Annotated in this window: 15 protein-coding genes; 4 read left to right on the top strand and 11 right to left on the bottom strand. The window is 61.8% G+C overall.

Annotated elements, in window-relative coordinates; translation table 11 throughout:
* Positions 1 to 310 precede the first annotated feature (310 nt).
* The 3 genes from WDB91_RS08110 to WDB91_RS08100 all read right to left on the bottom strand — a co-directional run bounded on the left by WDB91_RS08110 (position 311) and on the right by WDB91_RS08100 (position 3,694).
* A complete protein-coding gene (locus WDB91_RS08110; protein WP_339112071.1) occupies positions 311 to 1,102 on the bottom strand; it encodes a pyrroline-5-carboxylate reductase dimerization domain-containing protein in 792 nt (263 codons plus the stop codon).
* 205 nt (positions 1,103 to 1,307) lie between these two features.
* Positions 1,308 to 3,113, bottom strand: a complete 1,806-nt coding sequence (locus WDB91_RS08105; protein ID WP_339114479.1) for a TRAP transporter large permease subunit — start codon at positions 3,111 to 3,113, stop codon at positions 1,308 to 1,310.
* 2 nt (positions 3,114 to 3,115) lie between these two features.
* On the bottom strand, positions 3,116 to 3,694 hold the full coding sequence (locus tag WDB91_RS08100; RefSeq protein WP_339112070.1) for a TRAP transporter small permease subunit: 579 nt from the start codon (positions 3,692 to 3,694) through the stop codon (positions 3,116 to 3,118).
* Positions 3,695 to 4,276: 582 nt separating this feature from the next.
* On the opposite strand from WDB91_RS08100, the gene WDB91_RS08095 reads away from it, so the two are divergent.
* Positions 4,277 to 6,022, top strand: coding sequence for an acetolactate synthase 3 large subunit (locus tag WDB91_RS08095; protein ID WP_339112069.1), 1,746 nt, complete (start codon positions 4,277 to 4,279; stop codon positions 6,020 to 6,022).
* Between the two features lie 63 nt (positions 6,023 to 6,085).
* Positions 6,086 to 6,646: an acetolactate synthase small subunit gene (gene ilvN / locus WDB91_RS08090; protein WP_339112068.1), complete on the top strand. Its 561-nt coding sequence runs from the start codon at positions 6,086 to 6,088 to the stop codon at positions 6,644 to 6,646.
* Between the two features lie 57 nt (positions 6,647 to 6,703).
* On the opposite strand, the gene WDB91_RS08085 is transcribed toward ilvN, so the two are convergent.
* The 4 genes from WDB91_RS08085 to WDB91_RS08070 form a co-directional block, all read right to left on the bottom strand.
* Entirely contained in the window at positions 6,704 to 7,042 is a 339-nt protein-coding gene (locus WDB91_RS08085) for a hypothetical protein (RefSeq protein WP_339112067.1), read from the bottom strand.
* A 157-nt stretch (positions 7,043 to 7,199) separates the two neighbouring features.
* A complete protein-coding gene (locus WDB91_RS08080; RefSeq protein ID WP_339112066.1) occupies positions 7,200 to 7,910 on the bottom strand; it encodes an alpha/beta fold hydrolase in 711 nt (236 codons plus the stop codon).
* Between the two features lie 148 nt (positions 7,911 to 8,058).
* Positions 8,059 to 8,805 (bottom strand): alpha/beta hydrolase, encoded by a 747-nt coding sequence (locus WDB91_RS08075; protein ID WP_339112065.1) that lies wholly within the window; start codon positions 8,803 to 8,805, stop codon positions 8,059 to 8,061.
* On the bottom strand, positions 8,802 to 10,079 hold the full coding sequence (locus WDB91_RS08070; RefSeq protein WP_339112064.1) for an MFS transporter: 1,278 nt from the start codon (positions 10,077 to 10,079) through the stop codon (positions 8,802 to 8,804). Before WDB91_RS08070 ends, WDB91_RS08075 begins: the two co-directional genes overlap by 4 nt.
* A 187-nt stretch (positions 10,080 to 10,266) precedes the next feature.
* Between WDB91_RS08070 and thrS the strand changes: the two genes are divergently transcribed.
* Entirely contained in the window at positions 10,267 to 12,213 is a 1,947-nt protein-coding gene (thrS, locus tag WDB91_RS08065) for a threonine--tRNA ligase (protein ID WP_339112063.1), read from the top strand.
* A 228-nt stretch (positions 12,214 to 12,441) separates the two neighbouring features.
* Positions 12,442 to 12,648: a cold-shock protein gene (locus tag WDB91_RS08060; RefSeq protein WP_339112062.1), complete on the top strand. Its 207-nt coding sequence runs from the start codon at positions 12,442 to 12,444 to the stop codon at positions 12,646 to 12,648.
* A 161-nt stretch (positions 12,649 to 12,809) separates the two neighbouring features.
* Here the strand turns inward: WDB91_RS08060 and WDB91_RS08055 are convergent, their stop codons facing one another.
* The 4 genes from WDB91_RS08055 to WDB91_RS08040 all read right to left on the bottom strand — a co-directional run bounded on the left by WDB91_RS08055 (position 12,810) and on the right by WDB91_RS08040 (position 15,510).
* Positions 12,810 to 13,097, bottom strand: coding sequence for a helix-turn-helix domain-containing protein (locus WDB91_RS08055; protein WP_339112061.1), 288 nt, complete (start codon positions 13,095 to 13,097; stop codon positions 12,810 to 12,812).
* Between the two features lie 125 nt (positions 13,098 to 13,222).
* Positions 13,223 to 13,546: an ArsC/Spx/MgsR family protein gene (locus tag WDB91_RS08050; protein ID WP_339112060.1), complete on the bottom strand. Its 324-nt coding sequence runs from the start codon at positions 13,544 to 13,546 to the stop codon at positions 13,223 to 13,225.
* Between the two features lies 1 nt (position 13,547).
* Positions 13,548 to 14,225, bottom strand: coding sequence for an ABC transporter ATP-binding protein (locus tag WDB91_RS08045; protein WP_339112059.1), 678 nt, complete (start codon positions 14,223 to 14,225; stop codon positions 13,548 to 13,550).
* Positions 14,218 to 15,510 (bottom strand): lipoprotein-releasing ABC transporter permease subunit, encoded by a 1,293-nt coding sequence (locus WDB91_RS08040; protein WP_339112058.1) that lies wholly within the window; start codon positions 15,508 to 15,510, stop codon positions 14,218 to 14,220. Before WDB91_RS08040 ends, WDB91_RS08045 begins: the two co-directional genes overlap by 8 nt.
* Between the last annotated feature and the right edge of the window lie 28 nt (positions 15,511 to 15,538).

Raw genomic sequence — 15,538 nt, 5'->3', positions numbered from 1 at the left:
TCGCCCGCAGCACCCGCGGCACCGAAAGCCGTGGAAAGCAAACCGGCAGAGCTCAAGCCCGACCTCGCGAAGACGGAGCCCGCAAAGGCCGAGCCCGCAAAGGTCGAGACGGTAAAGGCCGAGGCTCCCAAGCCGGCAGCGGCCTCCCCGCAGACCGAAACGGCAGCAAAACCTGCCGCGCAAGCCGAGGCCGCAAAGGACGACGCCAAGAACTAGGGACGGGCCTCGGCCTCTCCGCAATGAAAACGGGCGCGACCTCGTCGCGCCCTTTTTCATTGGTGTTGCCCCGACAGGCAAACGCCTGCTACCGTCAGCCCCCGATCTCGCGCGCCTTTTGCGCTGCCGCATCGAGCCCCGCAAAGATGTCCTCGCGGATCTCGCTCTCGCGCATGACCCGCAATCCGGCGGCTGTCGTGCCATCATAATCGATCATGCCCTGCACATGTTGCGCGGCCCGCGGTGCCTCGGAAGACAGCAGCTGCCCCGCCCCCAGAAACAGCTGGCGCGTGGCCCGATCTGCGGTCTCCGGCGCAATACCGTGCTCTTCCAGATAGTCCTGCATATATTCCGCAAACAGCGCCACAAAACCCGGCACGGGGCCTGTCATCGCCGTGAAAAGCGCAAGATCCTCCTCGCGCTCCAACCTGTCGCACTGGCCGAGCGCGCCGAACATCGTTTCGATCTGCACGACCATATCGGAGGTAGGCTCCTCTTGCGCGACCCATGGCGAATAGGCCAGCCCACCGGAGGCGGCGGGGCTCGACATGGCCCGCGCCAGCTGCGCGCCCGGTGCGATGCGGCCAAGCCGGGAAAAATCCACCCCCGCCATCACCGAAACCACCAGCCGCCCCTCGAACCGGATCCGCAGCGCTCCTGCCTCGGCCGGGGGCAGCACCAGCACGGCTATATCGCATAGATCGCTGATCTCCCCGAGTTCCTGCGACAGCCCGACCCCCTCGAATACCGCAGGGAGCGGCCTGTCGCTGCGGCTGAAGATTGTCAGATTTGCGGCGGGCATGCCTGCCTTCAGGAGCCCCAATACCATAGCATGGCCAAGCATTCCGCGCCCGCCGACAAATCCGATCCTCATCCGTTCCAGCATATCTCTCTCCTCGCGATCCTGTTCTCCCCCACTAGGCCCGATCGGACGGCGCGGAACAAGAGCGGATCAGACCATGGCTCCGGCGCAACGGGTCGGGACGCGGCGGCAGCCGATCCCGATCAACGGATAGCCCGCCCGCCCCGGCAGCGGAGGGGACGATATGGAAACGGCGGCCCGAGGGCCGCCGTTTCCTTGACTGTGTCGCTCAGTTCAGTCCGCCAAGCCCTGCGGGTGCGGGAATGCCCAGACTGGCATCTCCGCCCTGCGGCGGCTGGGCCGGTTGGCCGGTTGGCGCACCGGGCATGCCCAATGGCGGCAGACCCAGCGGATTCGACCCCGCGCCACCCGAGGGGGCGCCGCCCAGCGGTGCAAGACCGCCGCCGATCCCGCCCAGACCCGGCATATCGGGCAGCTTCATCTCGATGCTCGCCGGATCGATGGTCGGGCCCTTGTAGTGCATGACCATCTGCGGGAAGGCGATCACCAGCCCGATCATCGCGATCTGGATGAAGAGGAAGGGCACTGCCCCCCAATAGATCTGCGAGGTCTTCACGGGCGCGATCGTCTTGCCGGTGATACGGTCCAGATAGGGCACTTTGGGTGCCACCGAGCGCAGGAAGAACAGCGCGAAACCGAAGGGCGGGTGCATGAAGGAGGTCTGCATGTTGACGCCCAGGATCACCCCGAACCAGATCAGGTCGATCCCCATGGCTTCCGCCGCCGGTGCCAGGAGCGGCACGATGATGAAGGCCAGCTCGAAGAAATCGAGGAAGAAGGCGAGGAAGAAGACCAGAACCGAGACCACCAGCAGGAAGCCGATCTGTCCCCCCGGCAGCGAGGTCAGCAGATGTTCGACCCACAGATGCCCGTTCACCCCGTAGAAGGTCAGCGAAAAAACTCGCGCGCCCAGCAGGATGAACATAACGAAGGCCGAGAGGCGTGTGGTGGCGGTCAGCGCGTCGCGCACCACATCGAATTTCAGCCGCCCCTTCATCGCCGCAAGGATCAGCGCGCCAACCGCGCCCATCGCCCCGCCCTCGGTGGGCGTCGCCACCCCGAGGAAGATCGTGCCGAGCACGAGGAAGATCAGCGCCAGCGGCGGGATCAACACGATCACCACCTGTTGGGCCAGACGGCTCATCAGATTGGTCTTCAACCCGCGATCGGCCAGCGCGATGACATAGGCCACGATTACGGCGGCGAAGACCGCGAGAATACCTGCGTCATTGGCCGGATGGTTCGCCGCCAGATAGAGGTCGGCGCCATAGAAAACCGCGACCGCAATCGCCAGCACCACGATCAGCGAAGTCACGCCCGAGCCCAATGTGCGCGCCTCTTTCGGCAGTGCGGGCATGGCGTTCGGGCGGATGATCGATACGACGAAGACATAGCCCAGATAGAGCCCCATCAGGATCATACCGGGGATCAGTGCGCCCTTATACATATCGCCCACGGACCGGCCCAGCTGGTCGGCGAGGATGATCAGCACCAGCGAGGGCGGGATGATCTGCGCCAGAGTGCCGGAAGCCGTGATCACGCCAGAGGCGATCTTGCGGTCATAGCCGTAGCGCAGCATGATCGGCAGCGAGATCAGCCCCATCGCGATCACCGAGGCCGCAACCACGCCGGTGGTCGCCGCCAGCAGCGCGCCCACGATGACCACGGCATAGGCCAGACCACCGCGCACGGGGCCGAAGAGCTGGCCGATCGTATCCAGAAGATCCTCGGCCATACCGGATTTCTCCAGCATCAGCCCCATGAAAGTGAAGAAAGGAATGGCGAGCAGGGTCTCGTTTGACAGGACCCCCCACATCCGCTCCGGCATCGCGTTGAGCAAGGGCCAGCTGAGATGGATCGAGCCACCCGACATCGGTGCCAGAAACACCCCGATGACAAAGAACAAAAGACCATTGGCCGCCAGCGAGAAGGCCACCGGATAGCCCAAAAGCAGGAAGATCACCAGCGAGGCGAACATGATGGGCGCAAGGTTCTGCGCGATCAGCTCCATCAACATCACAGAGCCTCCTCTTTCACGACGGGTTCATCGGACATATCGCCATGCGCCGGCTGGCCCGCATGCGGATCCTCGATCAGCCCGCGCAGGATGGCGATCTTCTTGATGATCTCGGAGATGTTCTGCGCGAAAAGCAGGATGAACCCCACCAGCAGCAGCATCTTCGCAGGCCACAGGATCAGGCCGCCCGCATTGGTCGAGACCTCGCCCGAGCGCAGCGAGAGCATGACATAGGGATAGAGGAAATAGAGCATGAGCAAGGTGAAGGGCAGCAGGAAGACCACATGCCCGAACAGATCGATCCAGTTCTGCGTGCGCCGTTTCAGCGCGCCGTAGAGGATGTCGATACGAATATGCTCGTTCTTCTGCAGCGTATAGGCTGCGGCCAGCAGGAAGGCCGCCCCGAAGAGATACCATTGCAGCTCGAGCCACGCGTTGGACGAGATGCTGAAGACCTTGCGCACCACGGCATTGACCGCGCTGACGAGGATCGCCAGCAGGATAAGCCATGAGACGGATTTTCCGATGAACTCATTCACGCGGTCAATGACCCGCGCAAACGCCAGTAAGGCGCCCATAATTTCCCTCCCTCACATCAGGTCCCGATGGGCAGGACCACATGATGACATATTTCTTCGTCCAAACGGCGCCGCTTGGTCAAGACAATTGCCTCAATCTGGTGAGATTAATTGACCACTTTGCAGATTTACCGCAGTCTGGAACTCAAAAACCATGAAGATTTACCGATCCGGCCTCGCTTACCATGTCTCGCGCGGATGTGAACCCATTTAAGCCTGCCCCGCCGGTAAATTTCCGAATCCGGCGGATGAACACTGCAAAACCTCTCACGGTTTTGCGATTATTCCAGCTTTATAGGATTTCAGCGCAATAAAAAGTTATAATTTGGCCGATTGAAATCATATTATTTCGGATTTTGCGATTGACGGGCCGGACGGTGCGACATAATGTGCCGCCAACCACAGTGAAAGGATTAGCGATGAACTCGCTCCTCGTCGTCATTAGAAGGAAGCGCATGGGCCGGTGACGGTTAGACCATGATGGTTCCCATGCGCCCCCGCCACAGGTCGGGGGCTTTTTCATATCGACACACTGGGTTGGATTGGAACGGGCCCGATCACGGGCAATGGATGGAGTATGCGATGTCACGGCAGATGACTGGCGCGAAATTGGTGGTTCAGGCGCTCAAGGATCAGGGTGTCGAAGTAATCTTCGGCTATCCGGGTGGCGCTGTCCTGCCGATCTATGACGAGATTTTCCAGCAAAACGACATTCGCCATATCCTTGTCCGCCATGAGCAGGCCGCTGTTCATATGGCCGAAGGCTATGCGCGCTCGACCGGCAAACCGGGCGTTGTGCTGGTCACCTCAGGCCCCGGGGCCACGAATGCGGTCACCGGCCTGACCGATGCGCTGCTCGATTCCATTCCGCTGGTCGTGCTGTCGGGTCAGGTGCCGACCTTCCTGATCGGCACCGACGGGTTCCAGGAAGCCGACACCGTGGGCATTACCCGTCCCTGCACCAAACATAACTGGCTGGTGAAAGAGACCGAGGAGCTGGCCGCCACCCTGCACGAGGCCTTCCACGTGGCGACCTCGGGCCGTCCGGGGCCGGTGCTGGTGGATCTGCCGAAAGACGTGCAGTTCGCTCTCGGCACCTATTCCGAGCCGAAACAGGTGGATGTGAGCCATTATACACCCAAGGTGAAAGGCGATATCGAGGCGATCACCAAGCTCGTCGAGCTGATCGAAAACGCCAAGAAGCCCGTCTTCTATACCGGCGGCGGTGTAATCAATTCGGGCTCGGCCGCGTCGCAATTGCTGCGCGAGCTGGTCGATGGCACCGATTTCCCGATCACCTCCACGCTGATGGGCCTCGGTGCCTATCCCGCCTCGGGCAAGAACTGGCTCGGGATGCTGGGGATGCATGGCCTCTACGAGGCCAATCTGGCGATGCATGATTGCGACCTGATGATCAATGTGGGCGCGCGCTTCGATGACCGGATCACTGGTCGCGTGGCCGATTTCTCGCCGGGGTCGACCAAGGTCCATATCGATATCGACCCCTCCTCGATCAACAAGATCATCCCCGTGCATCTGCCGATCGTGGGCGATGTGGGCCATATTCTGGAAGACGTCCTCAAGGTCTGGAAAGCGCGTGGCCGCAAGACCAACAAAGAGGCCATTGCCGAATGGCACAAACAGGTCAACGAGTGGCGCGCCGTGCGCTGCCTCGCCTATACGAACTCGGAAAAGACCATCAAGCCGCAATACGCGCTCGAGCGTCTGCAGGCCCTGACCGCCGGTCGTGACCGCTACATCACCACCGAGGTGGGCCAGCACCAGATGTGGGCCGCGCAATATCTGCATTTCGACGAACCCCATCGCTGGATGACCTCCGGTGGTCTGGGGACGATGGGCTACGGCTTCCCCGCCTCGATCGGCGTGCAGATCGCGCACCCCGAGGCACTGGTGATCAACGTGGCGGGCGAAGCCTCGTGGCTGATGAATATGCAGGAGATGGGCACCGCGACCCAGTTCCGCGCACCGGTGAAGCAGTTCATCCTCAACAATGAACGGCTCGGCATGGTCCGCCAGTGGCAGGAATTGCTGCATGGCGAGCGCTATTCCTCGAGCTGGTCCGAAAGCCTGCCCGATTTCGTGAAGCTGGCCGAGGCCTTTGGCTGGAAGGGCATCCAGTGCCATGATCCGGCCGATCTCGATGACGCGATCATGGAAATGCTGAACCATGACGGTCCGGTCCTGTTCGACTGCCTTGTCGAGAAGCACGAGAACTGCTTCCCGATGATTCCCTCGGGCAAGCCGCATAACGAGATGCTTCTGGCCGCCGATGCGCAGGCCTTCAAAGAGGGCGCCGCTCTCGTGTAAGCCTGATCGGGCGGGTGCGCCCCGCCCGAGCGCTGAAACGCATGGATTGAAAGGAGACCGGCCATGGCCGCTCTGAACATCAAACAAGGCTCCACGAGCCATTCGGCCTATGACCTGCGGGATTTCCATTCCGATGTGGTGCAAAGCCATACTCTGGCGCTGATCGTGGAAAACGAGGCGGGCGTTCTGGCCCGCGTGATCGGGCTTTTCGCGGGGCGCGGCTATAATATCGACAGCCTCACCGTGGCCGAGACCGATCACAAGGGCCACCGCTCGCGCATCACGATCGTGACCCGCGGCACCGTTGCCGTGATCGAGCAGATCAAGGCACAACTTGGCCGGATCGTGCCGGTCCATGAGGTGATCGACCTGACGCTCGAGGGTCAGGCGGTCGAGCGCGAGCTGGCACTGATCAAGGTGGTAGGCTCTGGCGACAAGCGGATCGAGGCACTGCGGCTTGCAGAGATCTTCCGCGCCAATGTGGTCGATTCCACGCTCGAGAGCTTTGTCTTCGAGATGACCGGCGCGCCGGAAAAGATCGACGCCTTTGCAGAGCTGATGCGCCCCTTGGGCCTGAGTGATGTGGCCCGCACAGGTGTCGCGGCGCTCTCGCGCGGCGTCTGAAACAGCAAAAACAAAAACGCGGCCCCAGAGGCCGCGTTTTTGTTCGCAGGGTTACGTTCAGGGATGGTCCTGCCGTGGTAGTCCGCCATTCAGCGCGCCTTCGATCATCCGCATCAGCTCGTCCACGCGCCGGGCCTCTGCCATATGCCGGTCGAGCACGGCATCCGCCCCGTTCATACCAGAGGCCGCCCGCGATGACGGTTTCGAGAAAGCGGGACAGCAGAGCACATCATTTGCAGGCTGGCTCCCCTTCTCGCGTCCAACCCCGAAGAATCTGCATTTGACCAAATCACGCCCGCTATCGGTCGCCGTGACGCGGATTGCGCCACCCGACATCTGGCGATGATCATAGACGAGACCGCTCGTTCTGAAAGTGCAGCTCACGATATGGATCATCTGGCCCTCCTCGCCATTGATCGCCTTCGTGTAAGGCAATGAAAAAACAGAACACACTATTCACCGTAAATAAGAGAATAGAGGCGCAAAAGTTCTTTCTGCCTCTCCTCGACAACACTGTCGGAGAAACATTAACAAATAACAAATTTTAAATCGATTATTTGAATGATACAGGGGCGTTGAGCCATTCACGCAGCGCGGATGTCACCGCTTCGGGCTGTTCGAGAGGGGTAAGATGCCCTGCCTGCGCGATCTCGGTATAGGTTCCATGCGGGATCAGCTCGGCCAGGAACTGGTGTCTGCGCGGCGGGCAGATCGTGTCATGCACGCCGCAAAGAAGTAGCGCCCGCACAGGCGAGTTGCGCAGAAGCCGCTGCTGGTCAGGACGGCGCATCAGCGCGCGGGACTGCGCGGCAAAACGGTCGGGACCGAGCGTCTGTGCCATATCCAGCATCATCGCTTGCACATTGATCCGGCTCTCGCCCTCGGCCAGAGCACTCGCGGGCACCTCCTCGAGCATCGCATCATCAAGACGCCCCGTCTTGGCTTTCAGAATGCGCTGTTCGCGCAGCCCGGCCATCGTGGGGGTTTCGGGTAGCGGCGAGACATTGATCATCGCGATCCGCGTCACACGCTCGGGCGCCTGCCGCAGAACCTCCATGGCCACCAGCGCCCCCAGCCAGTGCCCCGCCAGCGCAAAACGCGGCGGTGCCTCGGCCAGAACGCTGCGCGCCATATCCTCGATGCTGTCGCCGCGCAAAGGACAGACCATCACGGCGCGCTCGGCCGAAAGCTCGGCCAACTGATGCCAATAGAGCCGCGCGTCACTCATGAAGCCCGGCAGCAGAACCAGCGGTTCAGCGGTCATTGCTCGAATTCCCTTCTCCACCCTCGGCGGCTTGCCCGCTCTTACGCGTAATGTGACCGATGGAGCCAGAGGATTGAAGCGCAAACGTCATGTCCCCGTCATGTTTTCGCCGCGCCTGCGGCACCGGGGAGGACTGCCGGTCGTGCCGTCAGGGAATACGCGCCAGCACATCCGCCACGGCGCGTTCGATCATCTTCAGGCAATCCTCGTCCGAGAAACGGTGATCGGCCCCCCTGACCAGTGTCAGGGTCAGATCGGGGCAATCCGCGTGGTTCAGCAGCCGGATCGCCCAGTCATAGGGCACGGCCTCGTCATCGGTGCCCTGCAACAGCCGCGTCGGGAAGGGGAGCGACAGCGGATCGCGCAGCACCAGCCGGTTGCGGCCATCCTCGATCAGGCGGCGGGTGATGATCATCGGCGCCCCGTATTCTGACGGTATGGCGATATGGCCCTCGCGTTCGAGTTTCTCGCGCGTGGCCTCGTTAAAGCTTGCCCAGTATCCGTCCTCGGTAAAATCGGGAGCAGCCGCGATCGTCACAAGCCCCGCCACACGGTCGGGGATGGTGCGCGCCACCAGAAGCGAAACCCAGCCCCCCATCGACGAGCCGACCAACACCTGCGGGCCGGAGGTCAACGTGGTGATTGCGGCCATCGCATCCTCGAACCAATCACCGATCGCGCCCTCCTCGAATGTGCCCGATGACACGCCATGACCGGAATAATCGAAGCGCAAAAAGGCCTTGCCCTGCGCCTTGGCCCATTGCTCGAGCGCCAGCGCCTTGGTCCCCTCCATATCCGAGCGCAAGCCACCCAGAAACACGATCCCCGGCTCGCTACCCTCGATACGGTTATAGCCGATCTTGCGGCCTTCGGCTGTGGTCAGGAAATCGGTCATGTCTGAACCTCGGTCAGTTTCGTTGCAATCCAAGCGCCCGCCACAGACATCACAAGAAAGACCCCGATGACAAGGGGCACCGAGACACTTCCCAATGCGGCAGCCCCTGCCCCCGCGATCAGCAGGAAGAGCCCTACTACTGTATTGGAGACGGCGGTGTAATCGGCCCGCTCCCCGGGGCCTGACATATCCACAAGATGCGTCGAGCGTCCCTGACGCACCCCATGATAGGCCAGCATCAGGCAGAAGAGCACCAAGGGCATCGCCCAGACGGTCTGTGCGAGGCCCGAGGCGTTGAGCCCCAGCGCCAGCGCCAGCGCCACGGCGGCTGCAAGCCCCGCATAGATCAGCACACGGCGCGAGGAGCGGTCTGAGAGCCGCCCCCAGATATAGGCCGACAGGACCGCAGCCACAGATGATGCCAGCACAAGCCCGCCAAGCTCGGCAAAATCTTGGCTTCCCTTGGCCGCCAGCAACACCAGATAGGGCGGCGCCAGAGCCGTTCCCACCAATAACGAGCGCGCGATGACAAAGAGCCGCAGCTGGCGGTCCTCGCGCATCAGGGTCCATGGGTTGGGCAACCCGCTCTCGCCGGTGCCGCCGTCATCCTCCTCGACCATCAGCGCCATCATCACCGCCCCGAGAATCCAGCCGATGGCCGCCAGACCAATCGCCACCTCGACCAGCGCGTAGCGATCCACGGAGATGAAGAGCAGCATTAGCGCAAAGATGACCACTGCCGCCGAGCCAATGGTCGAGGCCGTGCCCGTGACCGTGCCGCGGCGACTCTGGCCGATGGTCTTGCCCAGAACGTCCTTATAGGCCACCGAACAGGCCGAGCGCGCCACCGCCAGCACTGCCAGCAGCGCCACGATGACCATCCCCGCGACCGCACCCTCGAGCCGTAACCCCGCCAGCGCGATCCCGCCCGCTGCCAGCCCCTGCACCGCCGCGCCCAGAGCCCAGACCCATTTGCGCCGACCGCGCTCGTGGATCAGCGCGGCCGTGAAGATCTGTGGCAAAAGCGCCCCTGCCTCGCGCACGGGCACCAGAAGGCCGGCATAGAAGGCCCCGGCGCCCAGATGGTTCAGGAGCCAGCTGAGCACCAGTTTGGGGTCAATCAGCCCGTCTGCCGATTTCGTGGCTGCCAAGCCCACGATGTGGCGCAGGAAATTGGCCGGTTCGGCCTTCAATGGTGCAGCCTCCAACCCGCCATCGCGGTCAGGATCATCGACAAGACGGTTGAACAGGGACCGGCTGAACTGGCTGGGCATGGGGACCTCGCTTTGGCTTCCACGGATAACGGCGCCGTGAGCACGCGGTTCCGTCTAATCCCCCGATTCTGCGGGGCAATCCATTTCTGAGACTTGACACCACAGGCCGCCGGTCGCACAAGGCCCGCACGAACATAACTTGCAACCGGGCGTTCCGTGGGCGCCAAACCGACGAGGAGGACGACAGATGTCCCAGATTACCCTCACCTTCCCCGATGGAAACCAGAAGCAGGTCGATGCCGGCATTACGGCTCTGGAAGTCGCCGAAGGCATTTCCAAATCCCTGTCGAAAAAAGCGATTTCCGCGCAGGTGAATGGCCAGCATTGGGATCTGCAATGGCCGATCACGCAGGATGCGCAGATCGCCATCAACACCATGTCCGATGACGCGCCCGCGCTGGAACTGATCCGCCACGATCTGGCCCACATCATGGCCCGCGCCGTGCAGGAGATCTGGCCAGATGTGAAAGTGACCATCGGTCCGGTCCGCGACAATGGCTGGTTCTACGATTTCGACCGCGCCGAGCCCTTCACTCCCGAAGACCTCGCGGTAATCGAGAAGAAGATGCGCGACATCATCAATGCCCGCGAGCCGGTGAAGACCGAGCTGTGGTCGCGTGAGGATGCGATCAAATATTACGAGGACAGGGGCGAGCCCTTCAAGGTCGAGCTGGTCAACCGCATCCCCGAGGGCGAGGATCTGCGGATGTACTGGCATGGCGACTGGCAGGATCTCTGCCGTGGTCCGCACCTTGTCCATACCGGCCAGGTGCCTGCCGATGCGTTCAAACTGACCCATGTGGCGGGCGCCTACTGGCTGGGCGATTCGACCCGCCCGATGCTGCAGCGCATCTATGGCGTGGCCTTCAAGTCCAAGAAAGACCTGAGCGCCTGGACCACGATGATGGAAGAGGCCGCCAAGCGCGACCACCGCCGTCTGGGCCGCGAGATGGACCTCTACCACATGCAGGAAGAGGCCCCCGGTCAGGTCTTCTGGCACCCCAATGGCTGGACCATCTACACGACGCTTCAGGACTATATGCGCCGCAAGCAGCGCGCTGACGGCTATGTCGAGGTGAATACGCCGCAGGTAGTGAACCGCAAGCTGTGGGAAGCCTCGGGCCACTGGGAAAACTATCAGGAGAACATGTTTATCGTCGAAGTGGACGAGGATCATGCCCGCGAGAAAACCGTTAATGCGCTTAAACCCATGAACTGCCCCTGCCACGTTCAGGTGTTCAATGTGGGGCTGAAATCCTATCGCGACCTGCCCCTGCGCATGGCCGAGTTCGGCTCGTGCAACCGCTATGAACCCTCGGGCGCGCTGCACGGGATCATGCGTGTGCGCGGCTTCACGCAGGATGACGCGCATATCTTCTGCACGGAAGACCAGATCGAGACGGAAACCGCGAAATTCATCAGCTTCCTCGCCGGTATCTATTCGGATCTGGGCTTCGACAACTGGACGATCAAGCTCTCGACCCGTCCCGAGAAGCGCATCGGCTCCGAAGAAAGCTGGGACCGCGTCGAGGCCGCCCTCGGCAATGCGTGCAACCACGCGGGCTATGAATACGAGATCCAGGAAGGCGAAGGTGCCTTCTATGGCCCCAAACTCGAATTCACCCTGACCGATGCGATCGGGCGTGAATGGCAATGCGGCACGCTGCAGGTGGACCCTAACCTCCCCGAGCGTCTGGATGCGAGCTATATCGGTCAGGATGGCGAGCGTCACCGCCCTGTCATGCTGCACCGCGCGGTTCTGGGCTCGTTCGAGCGGTTCATCGGCATGCTGATCGAGAACTTCGCAGGCAAGCTGCCCCTGTGGCTCGCGCCGCGTCAGGTTGTTGTGGCCTCGATCGTCTCGGATGCCGATGACTATGTGCGCGAAGTGACCGAAGCCCTGAAAGCCCGCGGCATCCGTGCGGAGGCCGATACCCGCAACGAGAAGATCAACTACAAGGTGCGCGAGCATAGTCTCGGGAAAGTGCCCTATATCTTCGCGATCGGGATGAAAGAAGTCGAGGACCGCACCGTTTCGGTGCGCAAGCTGGGCGAGAACCGGACCGAGATCGTTGCGCTCGATGACGTTCTCGCAACGCTCGCATCGGAAGCTATGGCCCCTGATCTGCGCTGATTTTTAGGGCAAATCCGGCCATGCCGCAGTGCAACATCACAGAAAGGTGAGGGAGTTCGCTTCCTCGCCATTTCGTCATTGCATTTTCATGCACATGCTTCATCTTCGTAGATGCGTGTAACGCTGACTTTCTACCCCGTGCCCTTAGGCTGCCGGGCGACTTGGAAGACCAGGCAGCGCGGCCCGGTTGCAATATCGCCGCCGGGAAGACCTGAAGGAGATACGGGAATGGCCACTGGCACCGTAAAATGGTTCAACACCACCAAAGGCTACGGCTTCATCGCGCCCGATGAAGGCGGCAAGGATGTGTTCGTGCATATTTCTGCAGTCGAGCGCGCAGGGCTGACCGGCCTCGCCGACAACCAGAAAATCGAGTACGAACTGATCAGCGGCCGTGACGGTCGTGCCTCTGCTGGTGACCTCAAAGTTCTCTGAGCTTTGACTATAGACGCATCTGAACGGCCCGAATTTCGGGCCGTTTTTTCGTGTCCGGCCACGAGATACGCATGGGGCTGCGCTGTTTTGCCGGTGCGTGCGGTGCCGCAAAAGAAAAACGCGCCACACGGGCGCGTTGTCTACCATGCCTGTTCAGGCGTTCATTCGCTGAGATCTGTCTCGGGCACCCCGAGCACCTCGGAGGCCCGGCGGCGGATATCGGCCCCGAGTGTCTCCTGACGGCCCTCGATCCGGGCAAGACGCGCGGGGGATATCCCGATTGCCTCTGCCAGACTTGCGGTCGGCAGATTGGCCGCATGACGCCATGCACAAAGCGGCGTCGCTCCTGCCGTGATCCACGCGAGATGTGTCCAGTAATCAGGGCGCACTGAGGCAACCGGGCGGACTGGCGCAGACATAATCTGGGCAGGGCTGCTAAGCTGAACCATACGGAATCCTTCCGTTACTTCCTAATCTTCACCACTATGAACGACGACGGTTAAAAATTCCGACGCATCCGGCGGCATATTTGGCTAGAAAACGTGAGCTGGCAGAGAAAGTTCCCGCCAGCCCCTTAAAACCAGTGGCTTTGAGCGTCTTTGGTCCAGCCGAGTGTCATCGCCCCATTGGCCACAATGACAGGCCGCTTCATCAGGGTCGGGTGCTCTGCCAGCAGGTCCAGAACGGGTCCGGACCGCGCATCCTCGTTGAGCCCGCGCCATGTGGTCGAGGATTTGTTCAGAAGCTTGTCGCCGAAGGCCGCATAAAAAGCCTCCAGTTGATCCTGCGACAGCGGCGTCTCGCGGATATCGTGAAACGCCACCTCTTTGCCCGCCTGTTCCAGCGCCTTGCGGGCCTTGCGGCAGGTATCACAGGTCTTGATACCGTATAGGTCCATCTTATTCCCTCAGAACTCCCTCCTCGAGCCGGAGAACCCGATCCATCCGCTTCGCAAGATCCAGATTATGGGTCGCGATCAGAGCGGAGAGATTCGTCTCCCGCACAAGGTCCATAAGGGCAGCAAATACCGTGTCCGAGGTCTGGGGATCAAGATTGCCCGTGGGCTCATCGGCAAGAAGAAGCCGAGGCTTGTTGGCCAGTGCACGGCAGAAGGCCACGCGTTGCTGCTCGCCCCCCGATAGCGCCGAGGGACGGTGGCTGGCGCGATCCTTGAGTCCCACCCGTTCCAGAAGCGAGCGCGCATGGGCCGTGGCCTCGCTACGCGCAATCCCGTTGGCGAGCTGTGGCAGGATGATGTTCTCCTCGGCGGTGAATTCGGGCAGCAGGTGGTGGAACTGATAGACAAAGCCCAGCGAGTTGCGCCGTGCCTGTGTGCGCTGCTTGTCGGAAGCGCGGCCCAGATCCTCGCCATCGATCATCACTCCGCCGGTGTCGGGCGTATCCAGAAGGCCCGCGATATGCAGGAGCGTCGATTTGCCGGTGCCCGAGGGCGCAACCAGCGCCACGACCTGCCCCGGTGCGATGGACAGATCGAGACCGCGCAGCACGGCGATCTCTTTCGGCGTGCCGCGGTTATAGATCTTCTCGATCCCCGAGAGTTGCAGGACATCATTCATAGCGCAGGGCCTCCACAGGGTTCAGGCGCGCCGCGCGGCGGGCAGGGAAAATGGTCACGATGAAGCTCAGGCCCAGCGAGAGCCCCACGGATTTGACGATATCCATCACCTGCAGCTTGGCGGGCAATTCGTAGATGCCGCGCACCGAGGCATCCCAGACATCGCCGCCATTGAGCGCGTTCAGCCCGTCGATGATATGCTGGACATTAAGCGAGAAGACGACCCCGAGGATCAGCCCTGCGAAGGTGCCGATGATACCCGTAAACGCCCCGCACAGGAAGAACACGCGCAGGATGGAGCCTTCGGTCAGCCCCATCGTCCGCAGGATCCCGATATCGCGGCCCTTGTTCTTGACCAGCATGATGAGGCCGGAGGTGATATTCATCGAGGCGATCAGCACCAGCACCGAGAGGATAATGAACATCACGTTGTCTTCCATCGTCAGCGCCTTGAGGAAGCTCCCCGAGCTGTCGCGCCACGACCAGAGCATGGTGCCCTCGCCGCCCGCCTCCATCAGCTGGGGCGTCCAGTCATCCACATTCTCGGGATCGGTCACGCTGACATCGATCTCGTCGGCGCCACCCTCGCGGTTGAAATAGCTCTGCGCTTCCTTGAAGGGCATATAGATGCGGGTCTGGTCGATATCGTAACGCCCCGCCGAGAAGATATAGGTAACCGTATAGGCCGAGACCCGCGGGCTGGTGCCAAAGGCGGTCTTGGCCCCTTCGGGCGAGAGAAGCCGCAGCTTGTCGCCCACACCGATCCCCAGATCCCGCGCCATACCCGCGCCGATGGCGATACCCTGATCGAAATTGTCCAGCGACCCGATCGCCTCGTCGGAATGCGCCACGCCGGGGATCTTTTCCAGATCCTGAAGGCGGATCCCGAAGACCTGCCCCACATTGTTGCGGTCATCGAAGGTGGCCATGACCTGCCCCTTCACGATGGGAGCGGCATCAGTCACACCCGGAATGGCGGCGATGCGTTTGGCGCGCTCGTCATAGTCGCGGATGATGCGGCTATAGACGCCCGAGCCCTCGACCACCTCGGTCGGGGCCGAATAAACGGTCACATGCGGATTGGCGCCCAGAATGGTATCGACGAACTCCGCGCGGAAGCCCGCACGCACGGCCAGCGTGATGATGAGGGCCGCGACCCCGAGCGTGATGCCGATCAGGCTGATCCAGGTCATCACCGAGACCCCGCCCTCGGCCCGTCTTGCCCGCAAATAGCGCCAGGCAATCATAAACTCAAACGCCGAGAAGGGCCTGCTTTGGCCAGCCATATGGTCTCTCCGATAAACGTAACCGCGC

The organism is Thioclava sp. GXIMD2076 (genome assembly GCF_037949795.1).
Lineage (GTDB): Bacteria > Pseudomonadota > Alphaproteobacteria > Rhodobacterales > Rhodobacteraceae > Thioclava > Thioclava kandeliae.
This window is presented reverse-complemented; position numbering and strand designations above follow the sequence as displayed.